The organism is Thalassobius sp. Cn5-15 (assembly GCF_022347685.1).
Taxonomy (GTDB): Bacteria; Pseudomonadota; Alphaproteobacteria; order Rhodobacterales; family Rhodobacteraceae; genus Thalassobius.
Genome location: NZ_JAKRGF010000001.1, coordinates 865,871 through 881,029, shown reverse-complemented (window position 1 = coordinate 881,029; position 15,159 = coordinate 865,871). Strand labels below are relative to the sequence as shown.

The window sequence follows — 15,159 nt, the reverse complement described above, 5'->3', positions numbered from 1 at the left end:
CGCCCTGCCAATAGGTCAGACTGTAACTTGAGCTGCAAGGTCATGCGTTGGCCCTGTCTCAAACACTATGGGAGGAATGAACGATGAAGAAGCTAGAACTTGGTGCCGTGTCTGCGATCGCACTCGTTACGGCGGGTATGGCAACTGCGGAACCTAAAGCAGAAGTGCTGCACTGGTGGACATCCGGCAGCGAAGCAAAATCGGTGGCCGTGCTTCAGAAAGAGTTCGCCGAGAATGGCGGCACATGGACTGATATGCCGGTTGCCGGCGGCGGCGGTGATGCCGCGATGAGCGCCCTGCGCGCTCGCGTTTTGTCCGGCAATGCCCCTACAGCGGTGCAACTGAAAGGCCCCGCCATTCAGGAATGGTACGAAGAGGGTGTTCTGGCTGATATCTCCTCAGTTGCTGAGGCAGAGGGATGGGGCGATGTTCTGCCTGCCTCCATTGCCGGTCACATGAAATGTGAGGGCAGCTGGTGCGCCGCGCCGGTCAATGTGCACCGCGTTGACTGGATCTGGGCTAATGCCGATGTGCTGGAGGCAAACGGGATCACCATGCCCACAACATGGGATGAGTTCAACGCCGCCGCCGCAAAACTGCAGGCTGCGGGTGTGATCCCATTGGCCCACGGCGGTCAGGCCTGGCAGGATGCCACGGTGTTTGAGGCTGTGGCGCTGGGCATTCTGGGCGCTGAGGGGTTCCGCAAGGCCTTTGTTGAGCTGGATGAGGCAACGCTGACGTCGGATGCGATGGTGGCAGTGTTTGATCAGATGCGCACCATGCGCGGCTTTGTTGATCCGAACTTCCCCGGCCGGGACTGGAACCTTGCCACCGCAATGGTGATGAATGGCGAAGCAGCGTTCCAGATCATGGGCGACTGGGCCAAGGGTGAATTCCTCGCAGCAGGTGCTAAACCGGGTGAAGATTTCCTATGTGCGTCGGTGCCGGGCGATGGCTTCCTCTACAACGTGGACAGCTTTGCGATGTTCGATGTGGACGGCGAGGATAATCAAGCCGGTCAGGAACTGCTGGCCAAGCTGATCGTTGGCGAAAGCTTCCAAACCGTGTTTAACCTGAACAAGGGCTCTATCCCTGCGCGGGTCGATGTCGCGCTGGATGACTTTGACAGCTGTGCGCATCTGGGGGCCAAGGATATGGCGGCCAGTGCCGACAATGGATCGCTTCTGCCCAGCTATGCCCACGGCATGGCCCTGCGCGGTGCGCAAGCCGGTGCGATTACCGATGTGGTAACGGCGCATTTCAATTCCGACATGTCGTCTGCGGATGCAGTGCAGCAACTGGCCGCAGCCATTGCCAATAGCCTCTGATCCCTGACCACCTGCTGTCCGCGCCTCTATTGGGTGACCCTTTCGGGTCTCCTCCCCGATCTGGGTACCCCAGGGGCGCGGCAGCAACCACGGAGCATCACATGACAAAGTGGCTTGAACATCACCTGCCAAAACTCGTTTTGGCACCCTCTTTTATCGCGGTGCTCATATTCGTTTATGGCTTCATCGCTTGGACGGCCTGGGTGTCGCTGACACGCTCGCGCCTTTTGCCAAAGTACGACATCCACGGGTTTATCCAATACGATCGCCTCTTCGCCTCGCTGCGCTGGGATGTAGCGATGAACAACCTGTTCCTGTTCGGTACGCTGTTTATCGTTATTTCGATGGTGCTGGGGCTGATATTGGCGATCCTGCTGGATCAGAATATCCGCACCGAAGGCGCAATCCGCACCATTTACCTTTACCCAATGGCGCTGTCGATGATCGTCACCGGCACCGCGTGGAAGTGGATCTTGAACCCCGGTCTGGGGATTGAGGCCACGGTCAGGGGCTGGGGGTTCGAGAATTTTAAATTCGACTGGCTGGTGAACCCTGATATGGCCATCTACACGATTGTCATTGCCGCGATCTGGCAAAGTTCTGGTTTCGTCATGGCGCTGTTCCTAGCCGGTCTGCGTTCCGTCGATACCGAAATTATCCGCGCTGCGCAGGTTGATGGCATCCCCACATGGCGGGTCTATACCGCGATTATCATCCCGTCGATGGCGCCGATCTTTCTGTCCGCGTTCATTGTGCTGTCGCATCTGGCCATCAAGAGCTTCGATCTGGTCATTGCGCTTACGGGGGGCGGGCCCGGTTTCGCTTCGGATCTGCCGGCAACCTACATGTACGCAATGGCGTTTTCGCGCGGTGACATCGGGCAGGCGGCCAGTTCTGCGATGATCATGATGGCGGTCGTCTTCACCATTGTTGTGCCTTACCTCTATTCCGAACTGAGGGTGAAAAATGACTGATCTCGCCATCTCCCCCGCCCGCAATCAGAACCGCACAAGCAAGATTGTCCTGCGCTGGATTTTGTATCTGATCCTTGGCATCTTTGTGATCTTCTACCTGATGCCGCTCTTCGTTATGGTCTCTACTTCGCTGAAAAGCCTAGAAGAAATTAGAACGGGAGATCTGGTGTCGCTGCCGCGTGAGGTGACGTTTGACGCCTGGATTACCGCATGGTCCAGTGCCTGCACCGGCATCCGCTGCGAAGGGGTGCGGCCGTTTTTCTGGAACTCCGTGATGATTGCGGTGCCTGCGGTACTGATCTCTACCCTCATTGGTGCACTCAATGGCTATGTGGTGGCACAATGGCGCTTTCGCGGTGCGAACCTGTTCTTTGCCGCGATGTTGTTTGGTTGTTTCATCCCGTTTCAGGTCGTGCTTCTGCCAATGGCGCGGCTGCTGGGGCTGATGGGCATTGCGGGCACCATTCCGGGTCTGATCTTTGTACACGTGATCTATGGCCTTGGCTTCACCACGCTGTTTTTCCGCAACTACTACGTGTCGATTCCGTCGGAACTGACCAAAGCGGCTAAGATTGACGGCGCTGGTTTCCTGCGAATTTTCTGGTCCATTTTCCTGCCCCTTAGCCTTCCGATCATCGTTGTCACAGTGATCTGGCAGTTCACTCAGATCTGGAACGACTTCCTGTTTGGGGTGTCCTTCAGTCAGGCGGGAACCCAGCCGATCACTGTTGCGCTCAACAACATCGTCAACTCCACCACCGGGGTGAAAGAGTACAACGTCGACATGGCCACCGCGATCATTGCGGCGCTGCCCACACTCCTCGTTTACGTCATCGCCGGTAAGTATTTCATCCGCGGCCTGACCGCTGGTTCCGTGAAAGGATAATCCAATGGCCTCCATTCTGGACATCAAAAACCTCTATAAAAACTACGGTGCGCAGGAGATCTTGAAAGACATCAACGTCTCTATCGAACAAGGCGATTTTCTGGTTCTCGTCGGCCCGTCGGGCTGTGGCAAGTCCACATTGCTGAACTGCATCGCAGGATTGGAGCCGATCACCAGTGGCACATTGCATATCGGCGGGCAGAACATGACTGATGTCAGTCCCAAGGATCGCGATATCGCAATGGTGTTTCAGTCCTATGCTCTTTACCCGACAATGACGGTGGCGAAAAATATCACATTCGGCATGAAAGTGCGCGGAGTGGATCAGGCCACGCAAGCGCTTAAATTGCAGGAGGTGGCCAAACAACTGCAGATCGAGGCGCTGCTGTCGCGCCGCCCCGGCCAGCTGTCCGGTGGTCAACGTCAGCGTGTGGCGATGGGCCGTGCCTTGGTGCGCGATCCCAAGCTGTTTCTCTTTGACGAACCGCTGTCCAATCTGGATGCCAAACTGCGGGTGGAGATGCGCACAGAGATCAAGGAGTTGCACCAGCGTCTTGGTGCCTCGATGGTTTACGTGACCCACGATCAGATTGAGGCGATGACACTGGCAACCAAGATTGTGGTGATGAAAGGTGGCGTGATCCAACAGATCGGCACGCCGGCCGAGATCTACAACCGTCCTGCCAATCTGTTTGTGGCGGATTTCATGGGCAATCCGGCGATGAACCTGATCCCCGCCCGCGCGCGCACCAATGGCACTGGCACACGGATCGAGATTGATCGTAAAGACGCAGCGCCGATTGTGCTGACTGATGAAAAAAACCGTGACCTGCCAAAGGATGTGATCATCGGCGTGCGCCCCGAGGACATAGCCGAACCGGATTTCCGTACCAGTCAGGATGCCCAGCATGCCGACTGTATGGTCGATATCGTGGAACCTGCAGGCGCGGACACTTTTGTGGTGATGCAATTGGGCGGCAAACAGGTCACCGCCCGGCTACATGCCGAAACCACTGCAGCGCCGGGGCATGTGCAGCGGCTGAGCTTTGATCTGGGCAAAGTGTCATACTTTGAGCCCGCCACCGGTCAGCGGTTGAACTAACCGATGCGGCTGGTTGCAGATATTGGTGGCACGAACAGTCGTCTGGCGCTGGTCACAGCGGATCTTGAAGGTGTTACGATCGGACGGGTGCAAAGCTATCGCAATGCCGATTTCGACCGGTTTGAAGATGTGGTCACGGCCTTTCTGCCAACAGGCCTCTCGCCCAGCCAGCTGGTTGTGGCGATGGCGGGGCCAGTGACGAGCAACCGGGGGCGATTGACCAATCTGGATTGGGTCATTGACGGTGAAGCGTTGGCGGCGCGATATTGTGGCGCGGCAGTGCGGGTGATCAATGATCTGACCGCCTTGGGCTACGCAGCGCTGCGCCTGACGGCTGGGCAGTTGATACCGCTGCGTGACCATCCGGTCGCACCAGCCAGTCAAAAGCAGGCCTTGGTTGTTGGCATCGGTACCGGCTTCAACGTTAGTCCCGCGATCAAGGTTGGAGAGACCACCATCTGCCCTGCAGTAGAGGCGGGGCACACAACGCTTTACACGTCAATCGCGGCGCAGCTGGAGCGTTTGCAGCCTCAGCTTTCGCAGGCTTTCCCAACGACAGAGGCTTTATTTTCAGGGCGGGGCAGGCGGTTGTTCCTATCGCACCTCACTGGGCAGACAGTTGACAGCGCCACGCCTTATATCGCGCGTCAGGGCCAGGCGGATAACGCAGCCTTTGATGTTGCGTTGGATCATTATGCGGTTTTGATCGGCATGCTACTGGCGGAGCTGAAGGTGGCCCATCTGCCGAACGATGGCTTGTTTCTGGCAGGCGGCGTGATGCGCAGTTCGCTGACGGGCGGACGTCAGAAACTCTGCGCTGAGGCGGCATTGCGCGAAAACGCGGTGGTCAAGATCACCCCGCCGATTGCGATCATTGCCGATGATACCGCAGCGCTTCTTGGCTGCGCGTCGGTCGAGGTGTGATGGTTTTTTTCAAACAGAAATGTTAGCGATATCGGCTGCTTGTTAGAGGCGGCCAAGATGTGCCTTGAACAGGAAAGAGGACAACAGACCATGACACTTAAGATCGCAATAAACGGGTTCGGCCGTATCGGCCGCAACGTTCTAAGAGCGTTCGTCGAGCGCGAAGCGCAAGCGGGCGGTGGCGACGTTGAGGTTGTCGCGATCAACGACCTCGCCCAGCCGGAACACATTGCTCATTTGCTAAAATATGACAGCGTACATGGCCGCCTCAATGTGCCGGTTATGGTCGACGGGGATACATTGCACGTCGGATCGCGGCGGATCCGGCTGACTGCGATCCGTAATCCGGCAGAACTGCCATGGCAGGATGTGGATATTGCTATGGAATGCACGGGGTTTTTCACCGCCCGCGATCAGGCGGCGCTGCATTTGCAGAATGGATCGCGGCGGGTGCTGATTTCGGCGCCCGGTGCAAATGCGGATCGCACGGTGGTTTTTGGCGTCAATCATCGGGATCTGACGGGGCAGGATCGGATCGTTTCCAACGCTTCCTGCACCACCAACTGTCTCGCGCCGGTGGCACTGGTGCTGGACCGTGCCTTTGGCATTCGCACCGGTTACATGACCACGGTGCACGCTTTCACCGGCGACCAGCCCAGTCATGATCGTGACCACAGCGATCTTTACCGCGCGCGGGCGGCCTCTGTGTCTATGGTGCCGACCTCTACCGGGGCGGCGCGGGCAATTTCGCAGGTCTTGCCACAACTGGCGGGCCGGTTAGAGGGATCAGCGGTTCGGGTGCCGACGCCCAACGTGTCGATGGTGGATCTGTGTTTCATGTCAGAGCGTCCCGCAACGGTCGCGACGGTGAACAGCGCGCTGCGCGAGGCGGCTGCGGGCGCACTGGCGGGGGTGCTGTCCTATGAGGCGGACCCGCTTGTGTCGATTGATTTCAATCACGATCCGCATTCCTCCTGCTTTGCCGCTGGCCAGACCACTGTGACAGAGGGGGGGATGATACGTGTGGTTAGCTGGTATGACAACGAATGGGGCTTTTCTAACCGGATGCTGGACACCGCCGCTGCGATGGGGGCGTTGCTCTAGGCCTGTCTGCCCGCGAGTTAACCTGTGCGTTAATGTAAAAGCCCCGCCAGTTTGGCGGGGCTTTCTGTGTTTTATACATTCGGTCAGATGATCAGTTCGGGATCAGGTCCGGCACGATCGTCACGATCGAGGGCACAGCCCACAAGAGGGCAAGCCCCGCAACCTGGATCAAAACGAACGGAATGATCCCGCGGTAGATGTGACCTGTCGTGACACTCGGCGGAGCAACGCCGCGCAGATAGAACAGCGCGAAGCCGAACGGCGGGGTCAGGAACGAGGTCTGCAGGTTCACCGCCACCATGATCGTCACCCATTTCGGGTCAAACGTGCCGCCATAGATGACAGGTCCGACGATTGGGATCACGATGTAGATGATTTCCAGGAAGTCGAGCACGAAGCCCAGCACGAAGAGCACCAGCATCACGATCAGGAAGACCGTCAGCTCATTGTCAAAGCTCTTGAGGAATTGCTGGATGTAGTGCTCCCCGCCGAAGGAGATCACAACAAGGTTCAGCAGCTGCGACCCGATCAGGATGGTGAACACCATCGAGGTCACTTTGGCCGTTTCGCGCACCACCGGGCTAAGCACGCCCGAGCGGAACAGAACCCAGCAGCTGTAAAGCAGGCCGAAGGCTGCATACAGATAGGCCGAGTAGGCTGCGAAGAACGCGATCCATGTTTCTGCCGACACCTCTTTGGTGTTGATGCGCAGGTCAAAGTTCATGCCCAGAAGGATCATGATCGCCACCGCAAAGGTGGAGTTGATGATGACCTTACCGGACGCGTCCTCATCCTGCAGTTTGCGGTAAGCTGCCAGCATGATTGCACCAGCCGCCCCCAGCGCCGCAGCGGGCGTCGGGTTGGTGATGCCACCCAGGATCGACCCCAGCACCGCAACGATCAGAACCAGTGGTGGGAACACCACGCGGATCAGTTCGTTTTTGGTGCAGCGCAGCACGGCTTCTTTACAGCCATAAAGCGCCAGCAGGGTTGGCAGGGCCATCAGCACCACGGTGCCACCTGCGCTGGTGGAGGGCGCAATCAACAGGATGTCGACCAGCGCCAGTAGCACCAGACCCATCGCACCAAGGATCAGCGGTTTTGCATCCTTGGAGGGCGCTACGCCGCGACCAAAGGCCAGAACCAGACCCAGTGCGATGATCAGGATCGAGATGCCGGTGCCGATCGGCGCGGCGACCTCTTCCTTGGCCGCGCGGGCGGCGGTGATCTCATCCTCGGTCAGCTTCACGGCCTCGTTCGAGTTGCCTGCGGCATCCAGTGCGGCCTGTTCGGCAACAGCGGTGTCCCAGGCCTCTTGGCCGTGCAGGTCGATCATCGACGCTTTACACTGTTCGCCCACATTGGTGCGCAGCGAAGCGCCTTCACCAACGTCGGTGTAGCTGTCAACGGTCAGGTCCTGCGACCCCACCAGACCCAGATTGCCCGCCAGCATCACAGCGGCGATCAGACCAACCGGAACAAAGATGAACCAAGTCAGGCCTTCCCCACGGGTGATGGTTTCATGGTTGGAGGGTTCCATCTGGACCGCAGGGGCCTTGGATGGGTTGAGCAGCGCGTAGCCAAAGGCGTAGAGCGCATAAAGCAGCGCCAGCATGACACCGGGCAGCAGCGCCGCCTGGAACAGGGTGCCCACAGACAGAACCGCCGGCTCACCCAGATAGGTCAGTGCGTCAGTACAGCCTGCCTCAACCGCGCGCGCTTCCTGCGCGGCGGAGTAGAGATCGCCAGCCAGTGTGCCCAACAGAACGATTACGATCGACGGCGGAATAATCTGTCCCAATGTGCCGGATGCAGCAATCACACCGGTCGACAGTTCAGGGCTATAGCCGTTGCGCAGCATGGTTGGCAGCGACAAAAGGCCCATGGTCACAACCGTTGCACCCACGATGCCGGTCGATGCCGCCAGAAACGCGCCCACAACCACAACCGATACCGCCAGACCGCCGGGCAGCGGGCCAAAGACGCGCGCCATAGTGGTCAACAGATCGTTCGCGATCTTGGAGCGTTCCAGCGTGATACCCATCAGCACGAACATCAGAACCGCCAGCAGCGTTTCGATCGACTGACCAGCCAGAACACGTTCGTTCATACGGTTCACGATGAACGAAATGTTGCGGTTCATCGCGTCTTCCCAACCCTTGGGGAACACTGGTTCCTCAAGGCGTGGCAAATCCGGATAGCGGAAAACGGATATGATTTCCTCTTTCACACCGGAAGCAACCAGCGCCGCATAGGCGTCTGATCCGGTGTCGATGGCCTGGTGAATGAGCAGGCCTGCGCTGTCCAGCGCGGCGATGATCCCGAAGGAGATAACCCCTGCACCGCCGATGGCGAAGGCCACCGGGAAGCCCGATAGGATCGAGCCGAACAGGCAGAGGAAGACGATAAGCAGGCCGATTTCGACCCCATCAAGTCCAAAAAGCATTAGTTAGTCCTCAGCCTTAGTGCGTGCCTTCATAGGCTTCTTCACCTTCGCCAAGCGTATCCTTGTCGAGGTATTTGCCTTCGCTTTCCGGGCCTTCTTTCCACTCGAGGTACGAGCGGTAGAAGAAGGCGATCCCGTGCAGGAAGATCATGCCGGCAAACGCCACAAGCAGGATCTTGAACAGGAAGTAGCCGGAGAAGCCGTTGGGCGAGAAGCCGATGGTTTCCACGTTCCAGCGCAGAGCGCGCGATTTTGCGATCAATCGTTCCAGTTTGTCCGAGGCCGAGGGCTTCGGGACAATCAGGTGGCGCCACATGAAGAACCAGCCATAAAGCCAGATCAGCGTTGCGGCAGGCAGCATGAAGATCAGCGAACCGATCATGTCGATCATCTTCTTGGTGCGATATTTTACGCCCGCATAGACCAGATCCACACGCACGTGGCCGCCCTGCACAAATGTGTAAGATGCACAGAGCGCCACAACGAGCGCGTTGTAGAACTTAAGCTCTTCTGCGTACCAGCTGATGTCAAACTGCAGCGGCACGCCGAAACCGAACACGATGTCAGGTCGGGTAAAGATCCGCTGCATGAAAACGATGATCACCTGTTGCAGCACCATCAATAGACCTGCCCAGGCAAAGAAACGGCCGGTCGTGTTGGCAAAGCCTTCCAGCCCGCGCACGATCGCCCACATGAAGTTACGCTTCCACATGCCGATCGCTGTGACGATCAGGAAGGTGGTAAAGACGACAAAGAAGAACTCTACCGAGCCACCGTAGTAGACAAAGCGCATGATGGCCTGCTTGTCGGACCAGTCCAGCCACAGGCTGGGATTGGTGACAGCGTAGCCGAAGTTATAGAACGCCAGGGCGATGTTCTGGGCAACCCAGACAAACAATTCGCCAATGGACGCCAGAATCTGCCCGAAGCCGGCAGCACTGGATTCCTGCATGATATCCCCCATTTCCCCTAATCTTGGTCACAGCTTCGCGGGGTTGCGGCTGGACCGGAACGGGCCCCGGAAGTCCGGGGCCCGATCACTATTGGTCAGATGTCGGCTTAGCCGCCCAGAACGCGAACGCGCTGCTGGACGTAGTAGCCATCCGATTTGTTGATCCACGAAGCCGAGGTGGCCAGCGAGGATTCGAACGAGTTGCGGATCTTCGCGAACAGCTCGTCGCCCATGTTTTCGTCCATCACCTCTGCGGAGGCTTTGCCGAACGCGTCCCATACGTCGTCCGAAAACTGCAGGGTTTTCACGCCTTGGCTCTGCAGACGGGCCAGTGCGGCACCGTTGTTGGCCAGGGTTTCTGCCAGCTGGTACTGGGTCACAGCCATGGAGGCGTAACGCAGGATCGCTTTGTGCTGATCCGACAGTTCGTTCCAAACGTCGAGGTTCACGGATGCAGCCAGTGCCGAACCCGGCTCGTGGAAGCCTGCGGTGTAGTATACTTTGGCAACTTCCTGGAAGCCGGCGCGTTCGTCAGCCATCGGGCCAACCCACTCCAGACCGTCCAGCGCGCCGGACGACAGGGCTTGGTACAGTTCGCCGCCAGGGATGTTCTGAACGGAAGCGCCCAGTTTACCCAGAACCTTGCCACCCAGACCGGGCATACGGAACTTCAGGCCGTTGAAGTCATCAGCGGAGTTGATTTCCTTGCGGAACCAGCCACCGGACTGCGAGCCGGAGTTACCTGCCAGCAGGCCTTTCAGGTTGAAGATTTCGCCCAGCTCGTCGTGCAGCGCCTCACCACCACCGTGGTAGTACCAGTTCGATACTTCCTGCGCGGTGCCGCCGAAGGGAACTGCGGTGAAGTAGGCATAGCCGGGGTGCTGGTTGATGTAGTAGTAGTCAGCGGAGTGGTACATGTCCGCCTGGCCTGAGGACACAGCGTCGAACACTTCCAGCGCGCCCACCAGTTCGCCTGGGGCTTTCTTGTCGATGGTCAGGCTGCCGCCGGACATCTCACCAACCATTTTCTCCATGTAGCTGGCAGCATCATCCAGAACCGCAAAGCCGCGCGGCCAGGAGGTTACCATGGTCAGCGAGCGCTTGCCTTGAGCGTAAGCCGGGGCCGCCAGAGTGGAGGCCGCAGCGGCTGAACCACCAAGTGCGGAAGTTTTCAGAAAAGAACGACGATCCATATAATTGGTCCTCCCATTGGTCACAGCCCGTTTGTTATCGCGTGCCTGCCAAAGGCGTCACAGTAACAGCGGGCGGATCGTTTTCAGTGCGCCAAACCTACCAACACATGTCTCTATGGGAATACCTACTACTACGTAGAATGCCCCTTAATTCGTCATAAAACCCTCAAAACCGCTTATTTTTAAGACAATTTGAGTCTACGCTACGTCAGTTCAGCAAAAAAGTTGACGCAGTCCGCGTTGGCGCATGAACCGGATTTATACCCAGTATCTGGGGTGTGTTTTGCCTTCTTGGGCGAAATTTCGTAACGAATCGACTATGGCTCTATTTAGATTCCCGCTCCGCCCGACCTACGGCCAAAAGCTGACACTGCTGGCGACGCTGCCGCTAATTCTGGCGGTGGCAGCGATCTCTTTGCTTGTGGCGCATCAATCCCGTTTGATGGCGGAGCGAGAGATTAAGGCGATGGAGCAGCAGCTGATCGAAGCAAAGAAAGCCGAACTGAAAAACTACGTCACACAGGCGCGCAACGGGTTTTATTTCATCTATGGCAGTGCCGCGCCCGATGATGATCTGGCCAAGGAGCAGGTGATGCAGATCCTGTCAGCGATGATCTATGGCGAGGAGGGGGCGTTTTTCGTTTATGACTACGATGGCAACAATCTGGTCAGCCCGCGTCAAACGGACTTGATCAACAAAAACTGGCTGGGCCTCACCGACAGTGAAGGCACGCCGGTGGTGGATCAATTGCTGGCGATTGCCCGTCAGGGGGCAGGCTATCATAGCTATTTGTGGCCCAAACCCTCAAGTGGTGAAGAGGCACGAATGATCACCTATGTCACCTCTTTCCCCAGTTGGGGCTGGGCTGTGGGGACGGGCGTGTTTATCGACGATGTGCTGGAAAGCTCTGCCGCTGCGCGTGCGGATGTAGAGGCGCGGGTGCGTCGTACTTTCCTCTATATTGGCGGCATTACCCTGACGGCAGTTCTGTTGGTGTTCTCCACCGGTATGTTCCTCAATATTCGGGAACGGCGGCTGGCGGATGTGAAGCTGAAAGAACTGAACCAGCGTGTTTTCGATGCACAAGAAGAAGAGCGCGGCCGCGTTGCCCGCGAGTTGCATGATGGGATCAGCCAGATCCTTGTTGGCGTGCGCTATGCGCTGGACACCGCCAAACGGCGGCTGCGGCAGGGCGATGATCGGGCAGGGGACACGCTGGACAAAGGCATAGGCAACCTTCTTGGCGCGATCCAAGAGGTGCGTCGCATCAGCCGCGACCTGCGTCCGGCAGCGCTGGATGATCTGGGCCTTGGTCCGGCGTTGAAAGCGTTGACCGAAGACTTTGCCGTCCGCACCGGTATTGACACAGAATTTAATACAGTTGTGTTCCGTAACCGTCTGGATCAGGACAGTAAAATCGCCCTCTACCGCATCGCCCAAGAGGCGCTGACCAACATCGAACGGCATGCAAATGCCACCTGTGTCAGCGTCGATATTCGCGGCCACCGCAATGGTGCCACTATGGCGATCAAGGACAATGGCGTTGGCATGCCGCAGGATATCGGGCGTCGTGACCGTCCCGGTGGTCTGGGTTTGCGAAATATGCAGGAGCGTATTGAACAACTTGACGGAAATCTTAAAATCATGTCTAGCCGCGACGGCACATTGATTGAGGCAGAGTTGCCGCTCAGCCATCTGTTGCCGCCAGAAGAGCCTAATGATCCCGCCGCCAGCGCCGCGTCGCACCTCTTTGACACCCCTAAAACGGGAGCATCTTCATGACCGACCAAACCCAAGACACAGGCAATGAGAGCCCGGTGAAACTGGTCATCGTCGATGATCACCCGATGGTGGCAGAAGGCATTCAATCCATCCTCGAAAGCTATGATGATATCGAGGTTCTGGGCACCTTCCAAAGTGGCCGTGCGATCATTGATGCGGTAGAGGAGTTGCAGCCCGATGTTATCCTGATGGATCTGAATATGCCCGACGTGGGCGGCTTGTCCGCGACAGAGATCATTCTGGAACGCAGCCCTGACACACGCATTCTGATCCTCAGCATGCATGATTCACGCGAATATATTTCTACCGCGCTGGCGCATGGCGCGATGGGCTATGTGTTGAAAGATGTTCCGACAGAAGAAATCAAGACCGCTGTGGACACGGTGATGGGTGGCGATCGCTACCTTTGTACAGGTGCGCAGGGCGCGCTCGACCCCAGTGAGGGCAAGAGTCGCGACGCGCTTACGGGGCGTGAACAGACCATCCTGTTGCAATTGGCACAGGGGAAATCCAACAAAGAGGTGGCTCAGGCGCTGGAAATATCGGTGCGCACGGTGGAAACCCACCGCAAGAACATCAAGCGCAAGCTGGGCATTTCTTCTACTGCGGGTCTGACTCGCTATGCCTTGGAACATGGCGTGCTGCAGGGCACAGGCGTCAGCCTGTAAGCGCCACCTAGCTGTTAACCGCGCCGCTTAGAGGTCGAGTTCCACCCAGACCGGCACGTGATCGGAGGGTTTTTCACGGCCGCGCACTTCCTTGTCGATCTGGCAGTCCAGCAGCAGATCGGCGCATTGTGGGCTCAGCAGGAAGTGGTCGATGCGGATGCCATCGTCACGGTTCCAAGCGCCTGCCTGATAATCCCAGAAACTGTAGTGCCCCGCGCCAAAGGTGCGGCTGCGGAAGGCCTCGGTAAAACCGAGGTTCAACAGTTTGCGCCACATCGCGTGGCTTTCAGGGCGATAAGCCGCGTCACCTTCCCATGCCTGGGGGCGCTTGGCATCTTCTGCCTGTGGAATGATGTTGTAATCACCCGCCATCAGGAACGGGGCCTCCTCGGCCAGCAATTGTTCGGCACGGGCATGCATACGCTCCATCCAGCGCAGTTTGTAGGCGTATTTTCCGCCTGGCACTGGCTGGCCCTCCTCGGTCAGTTCCACAGGGTTGCCGTTCGGCAGGTAGAGATTGCACAGACGCACCGCCTGTTTGCCCACAACCGTGGCCTCAATCCATCGGGCCTGTTCGTCGGCCTCATCGCTATCGGCCAGAATGGGCAGACCGCGCGTCACATCTTCCAGCGGCAGTTTCGACAGGATCGCAACGCCGTTGAAACTTTTCTGGCCATGGGTGACGACATTATAGCCCTTTTCCTCAAATGCTTCGGTTGGGAAGGCCTCATCAACGGATTTGATCTCCTGCAACAGGGCGACATCGGGCTGCGCTTCATCCAACCAGTCGCTGAGCGCATTGATCCGCGCCTTGATGCCGTTGATGTTGAACGTGGCGATTTTCATGCGCTTGGCCCTCCTGCTGCCTCCCGTCTATGCCTGAGGCAGAGGGAGGCGCGCAAGCAGGTTCCGCAGGACGGTGGGGGGAGCGCTGAAAAAACGCAGCAGCGGAGGGCGACAGAAGGCAAGACGTTATTCGGTGATGCTTCTGGCATGTACAGTATTGGGCTTGTGCCGGCCGTATATCACGGCGTTCGTGAATTACCCTTCAGAGTGTCAAGGCGATGACCGTGATAATTCAATCCAATGTCTGCAATTTTCCAGTCACGAATCGGAACAGCCAAACTATGCTTGACTTGCATTTTGGCCTGAAGTTCTGAGAGTTTAACAATGTTTAAATGTGGTATGGTCATAGTAGCGCCGTTGGTCATTGGAGTAAGCCTTGCACGTGAAAGCACTGCTGCTTCGGAAACGCTAACGACGGCGTGTACTCTTGGGCGAGAGCTAACTTTTTCTGAGCAGGCTGCGTTTCTGGCAGTTAGCCGCACGTACCGAGTATTTTTTATGAATGGCGACAGTCCGGAGCATTTTGTCATGAAAGTGACGACTCCACGGGCCTTTCAGGGGAATGGCTTTCCAAGAGATGTCTGCGGTGCCAATGTTGAGCTGGATTTGTTGGCGAAAGGTAAGAAGCACGGTGTGCTTACATTTGCGGCAGCGGATCCCAATGCTGAATATCCGGTGCATGAGTACAGCGTGAACATCACTGATGAACCTGAAAGTCGCTTGGTGTTTTCGACGCAGGGAACGGGTATTATTTGGGGGCATGTCTGGATGCATGCACTGGAAGGTTTTTTCGTGGGTGCAGATGAAGCCCGCTGGTGAAAATTTTAGCCGGACATGAAAAATCCGACGCGTGGCGCATAGACGTGTGGCGCATAATTGACGCGCCCAAATACGATCAAAGGCATTTTATAAATCTACAATCGCTTTGTGACTATGCGTTTGGCAAACACTTA

13 protein-coding genes are annotated in these 15,159 nt (G+C 57.4%); 9 read left to right on the top strand and 4 right to left on the bottom strand.

The genetic code is table 11. The features are described from left to right. The first annotated feature begins 83 nt into the window (after positions 1–83). From MHM86_RS04225 to gap, 6 genes are all read left to right on the top strand, one after another. Positions 84–1,328: an ABC transporter substrate-binding protein gene (locus MHM86_RS04225; RefSeq protein WP_239196188.1), complete on the top strand. Its 1,245-nt coding sequence runs from the start codon at positions 84–86 to the stop codon at positions 1,326–1,328. Between the two features lie 101 nt (positions 1,329–1,429). Then, positions 1,430–2,302 (top strand): carbohydrate ABC transporter permease, encoded by an 873-nt coding sequence (locus tag MHM86_RS04220; RefSeq protein WP_239196186.1) that lies wholly within the window; start codon positions 1,430–1,432, stop codon positions 2,300–2,302. After that, entirely contained in the window at positions 2,295–3,188 is an 894-nt protein-coding gene (locus tag MHM86_RS04215; RefSeq protein ID WP_239196184.1) for a carbohydrate ABC transporter permease, read from the top strand. The genes MHM86_RS04220 and MHM86_RS04215 overlap by 8 nt, the downstream gene beginning before the upstream one ends. 4 nt (positions 3,189–3,192) lie before the next feature. Then, the gene (locus MHM86_RS04210; protein WP_239196182.1) at positions 3,193–4,290 is read left to right on the top strand and encodes an ABC transporter ATP-binding protein; all 1,098 of its coding nucleotides are present in this window, start codon (positions 3,193–3,195) and stop codon (positions 4,288–4,290) included. A 3-nt stretch (positions 4,291–4,293) separates the two neighbouring features. Continuing rightward, complete coding sequence (locus tag MHM86_RS04205; RefSeq protein WP_239196180.1) at positions 4,294–5,214, top strand: glucokinase; 921 nt, start codon at positions 4,294–4,296, stop codon at positions 5,212–5,214. Positions 5,215–5,304: 90 nt separating this feature from the next. After that, the gene (gene gap, locus MHM86_RS04200) at positions 5,305–6,318 is read left to right on the top strand and encodes a type I glyceraldehyde-3-phosphate dehydrogenase (RefSeq protein ID WP_239196178.1); all 1,014 of its coding nucleotides are present in this window, start codon (positions 5,305–5,307) and stop codon (positions 6,316–6,318) included. Positions 6,319–6,409: 91 nt separating this feature from the next. On the opposite strand, the gene MHM86_RS04195 is transcribed toward gap, so the two are convergent. The 3 genes from MHM86_RS04195 to MHM86_RS04185 all read right to left on the bottom strand — a co-directional run bounded on the left by MHM86_RS04195 (position 6,410) and on the right by MHM86_RS04185 (position 10,909). Beyond that, entirely contained in the window at positions 6,410–8,764 is a 2,355-nt protein-coding gene (locus MHM86_RS04195; protein ID WP_239196176.1) for a TRAP transporter large permease subunit, read from the bottom strand. A 16-nt stretch (positions 8,765–8,780) separates the two neighbouring features. Continuing rightward, complete coding sequence (locus tag MHM86_RS04190; RefSeq protein ID WP_239196174.1) at positions 8,781–9,716, bottom strand: TRAP transporter small permease subunit; 936 nt, start codon at positions 9,714–9,716, stop codon at positions 8,781–8,783. A 107-nt stretch (positions 9,717–9,823) separates the two neighbouring features. After that, complete coding sequence (locus tag MHM86_RS04185) at positions 9,824–10,909, bottom strand: TRAP transporter substrate-binding protein (RefSeq protein ID WP_239196172.1); 1,086 nt, start codon at positions 10,907–10,909, stop codon at positions 9,824–9,826. A 319-nt stretch (positions 10,910–11,228) separates the two neighbouring features. Here MHM86_RS04185 and MHM86_RS04180 point away from each other — a divergent pair, with 319 nt between their 5' ends. Together MHM86_RS04180 and MHM86_RS04175 are read left to right on the top strand one after the other, a co-directional pair. After that, on the top strand, positions 11,229–12,692 hold the full coding sequence (locus tag MHM86_RS04180) for a cache domain-containing protein (RefSeq protein ID WP_239196170.1): 1,464 nt from the start codon (positions 11,229–11,231) through the stop codon (positions 12,690–12,692). Further along, entirely contained in the window at positions 12,689–13,360 is a 672-nt protein-coding gene (locus MHM86_RS04175; protein ID WP_239196159.1) for a response regulator transcription factor, read from the top strand. Before MHM86_RS04180 ends, MHM86_RS04175 begins: the two co-directional genes overlap by 4 nt. Positions 13,361–13,387: 27 nt before the next feature. Here MHM86_RS04175 and xth read toward each other — a convergent pair whose 3' ends face one another. Then, the gene (gene xth / locus MHM86_RS04170) at positions 13,388–14,206 is read right to left on the bottom strand and encodes an exodeoxyribonuclease III (RefSeq protein WP_239196157.1); all 819 of its coding nucleotides are present in this window, start codon (positions 14,204–14,206) and stop codon (positions 13,388–13,390) included. A 528-nt stretch (positions 14,207–14,734) separates the two neighbouring features. On the opposite strand from xth, the gene MHM86_RS04165 reads away from it, so the two are divergent. Further along, positions 14,735–15,025, top strand: coding sequence for a hypothetical protein (locus MHM86_RS04165; RefSeq protein WP_239196155.1), 291 nt, complete (start codon positions 14,735–14,737; stop codon positions 15,023–15,025). Positions 15,026–15,159 lie beyond the last annotated feature (134 nt).

What these genes read in the sequence shown, in the direction of transcription:
- MHM86_RS04225 (WP_239196188.1), top strand. Translation starts at nt 84, where the DNA reads ATGAAGAAGCTAGAACTTGGTGCCGTGTCTGCGATCGCACTCGTTACG.
- MHM86_RS04220 (WP_239196186.1), top strand. Translation starts at nt 1,430, where the DNA reads ATGACAAAGTGGCTTGAACATCACCTGCCAAAACTCGTTTTGGCACCC.
- MHM86_RS04215 (WP_239196184.1), top strand. Translation starts at nt 2,295, where the DNA reads ATGACTGATCTCGCCATCTCCCCCGCCCGCAATCAGAACCGCACAAGC.
- MHM86_RS04210 (WP_239196182.1), top strand. Translation starts at nt 3,193, where the DNA reads ATGGCCTCCATTCTGGACATCAAAAACCTCTATAAAAACTACGGTGCG.
- MHM86_RS04205 (WP_239196180.1), top strand. Translation starts at nt 4,294, where the DNA reads ATGCGGCTGGTTGCAGATATTGGTGGCACGAACAGTCGTCTGGCGCTG.
- gap (WP_239196178.1), top strand. Translation starts at nt 5,305, where the DNA reads ATGACACTTAAGATCGCAATAAACGGGTTCGGCCGTATCGGCCGCAAC.
- MHM86_RS04195 (WP_239196176.1), bottom strand. Translation starts at nt 8,764, where the DNA reads ATGCTTTTTGGACTTGATGGGGTCGAAATCGGCCTGCTTATCGTCTTC.
- MHM86_RS04190 (WP_239196174.1), bottom strand. Translation starts at nt 9,716, where the DNA reads ATGCAGGAATCCAGTGCTGCCGGCTTCGGGCAGATTCTGGCGTCCATT.
- MHM86_RS04185 (WP_239196172.1), bottom strand. Translation starts at nt 10,909, where the DNA reads ATGGATCGTCGTTCTTTTCTGAAAACTTCCGCACTTGGTGGTTCAGCC.
- MHM86_RS04180 (WP_239196170.1), top strand. Translation starts at nt 11,229, where the DNA reads ATGGCTCTATTTAGATTCCCGCTCCGCCCGACCTACGGCCAAAAGCTG.
- MHM86_RS04175 (WP_239196159.1), top strand. Translation starts at nt 12,689, where the DNA reads ATGACCGACCAAACCCAAGACACAGGCAATGAGAGCCCGGTGAAACTG.
- xth (WP_239196157.1), bottom strand. Translation starts at nt 14,206, where the DNA reads ATGAAAATCGCCACGTTCAACATCAACGGCATCAAGGCGCGGATCAAT.
- MHM86_RS04165 (WP_239196155.1), top strand. Translation starts at nt 14,735, where the DNA reads ATGAAAGTGACGACTCCACGGGCCTTTCAGGGGAATGGCTTTCCAAGA.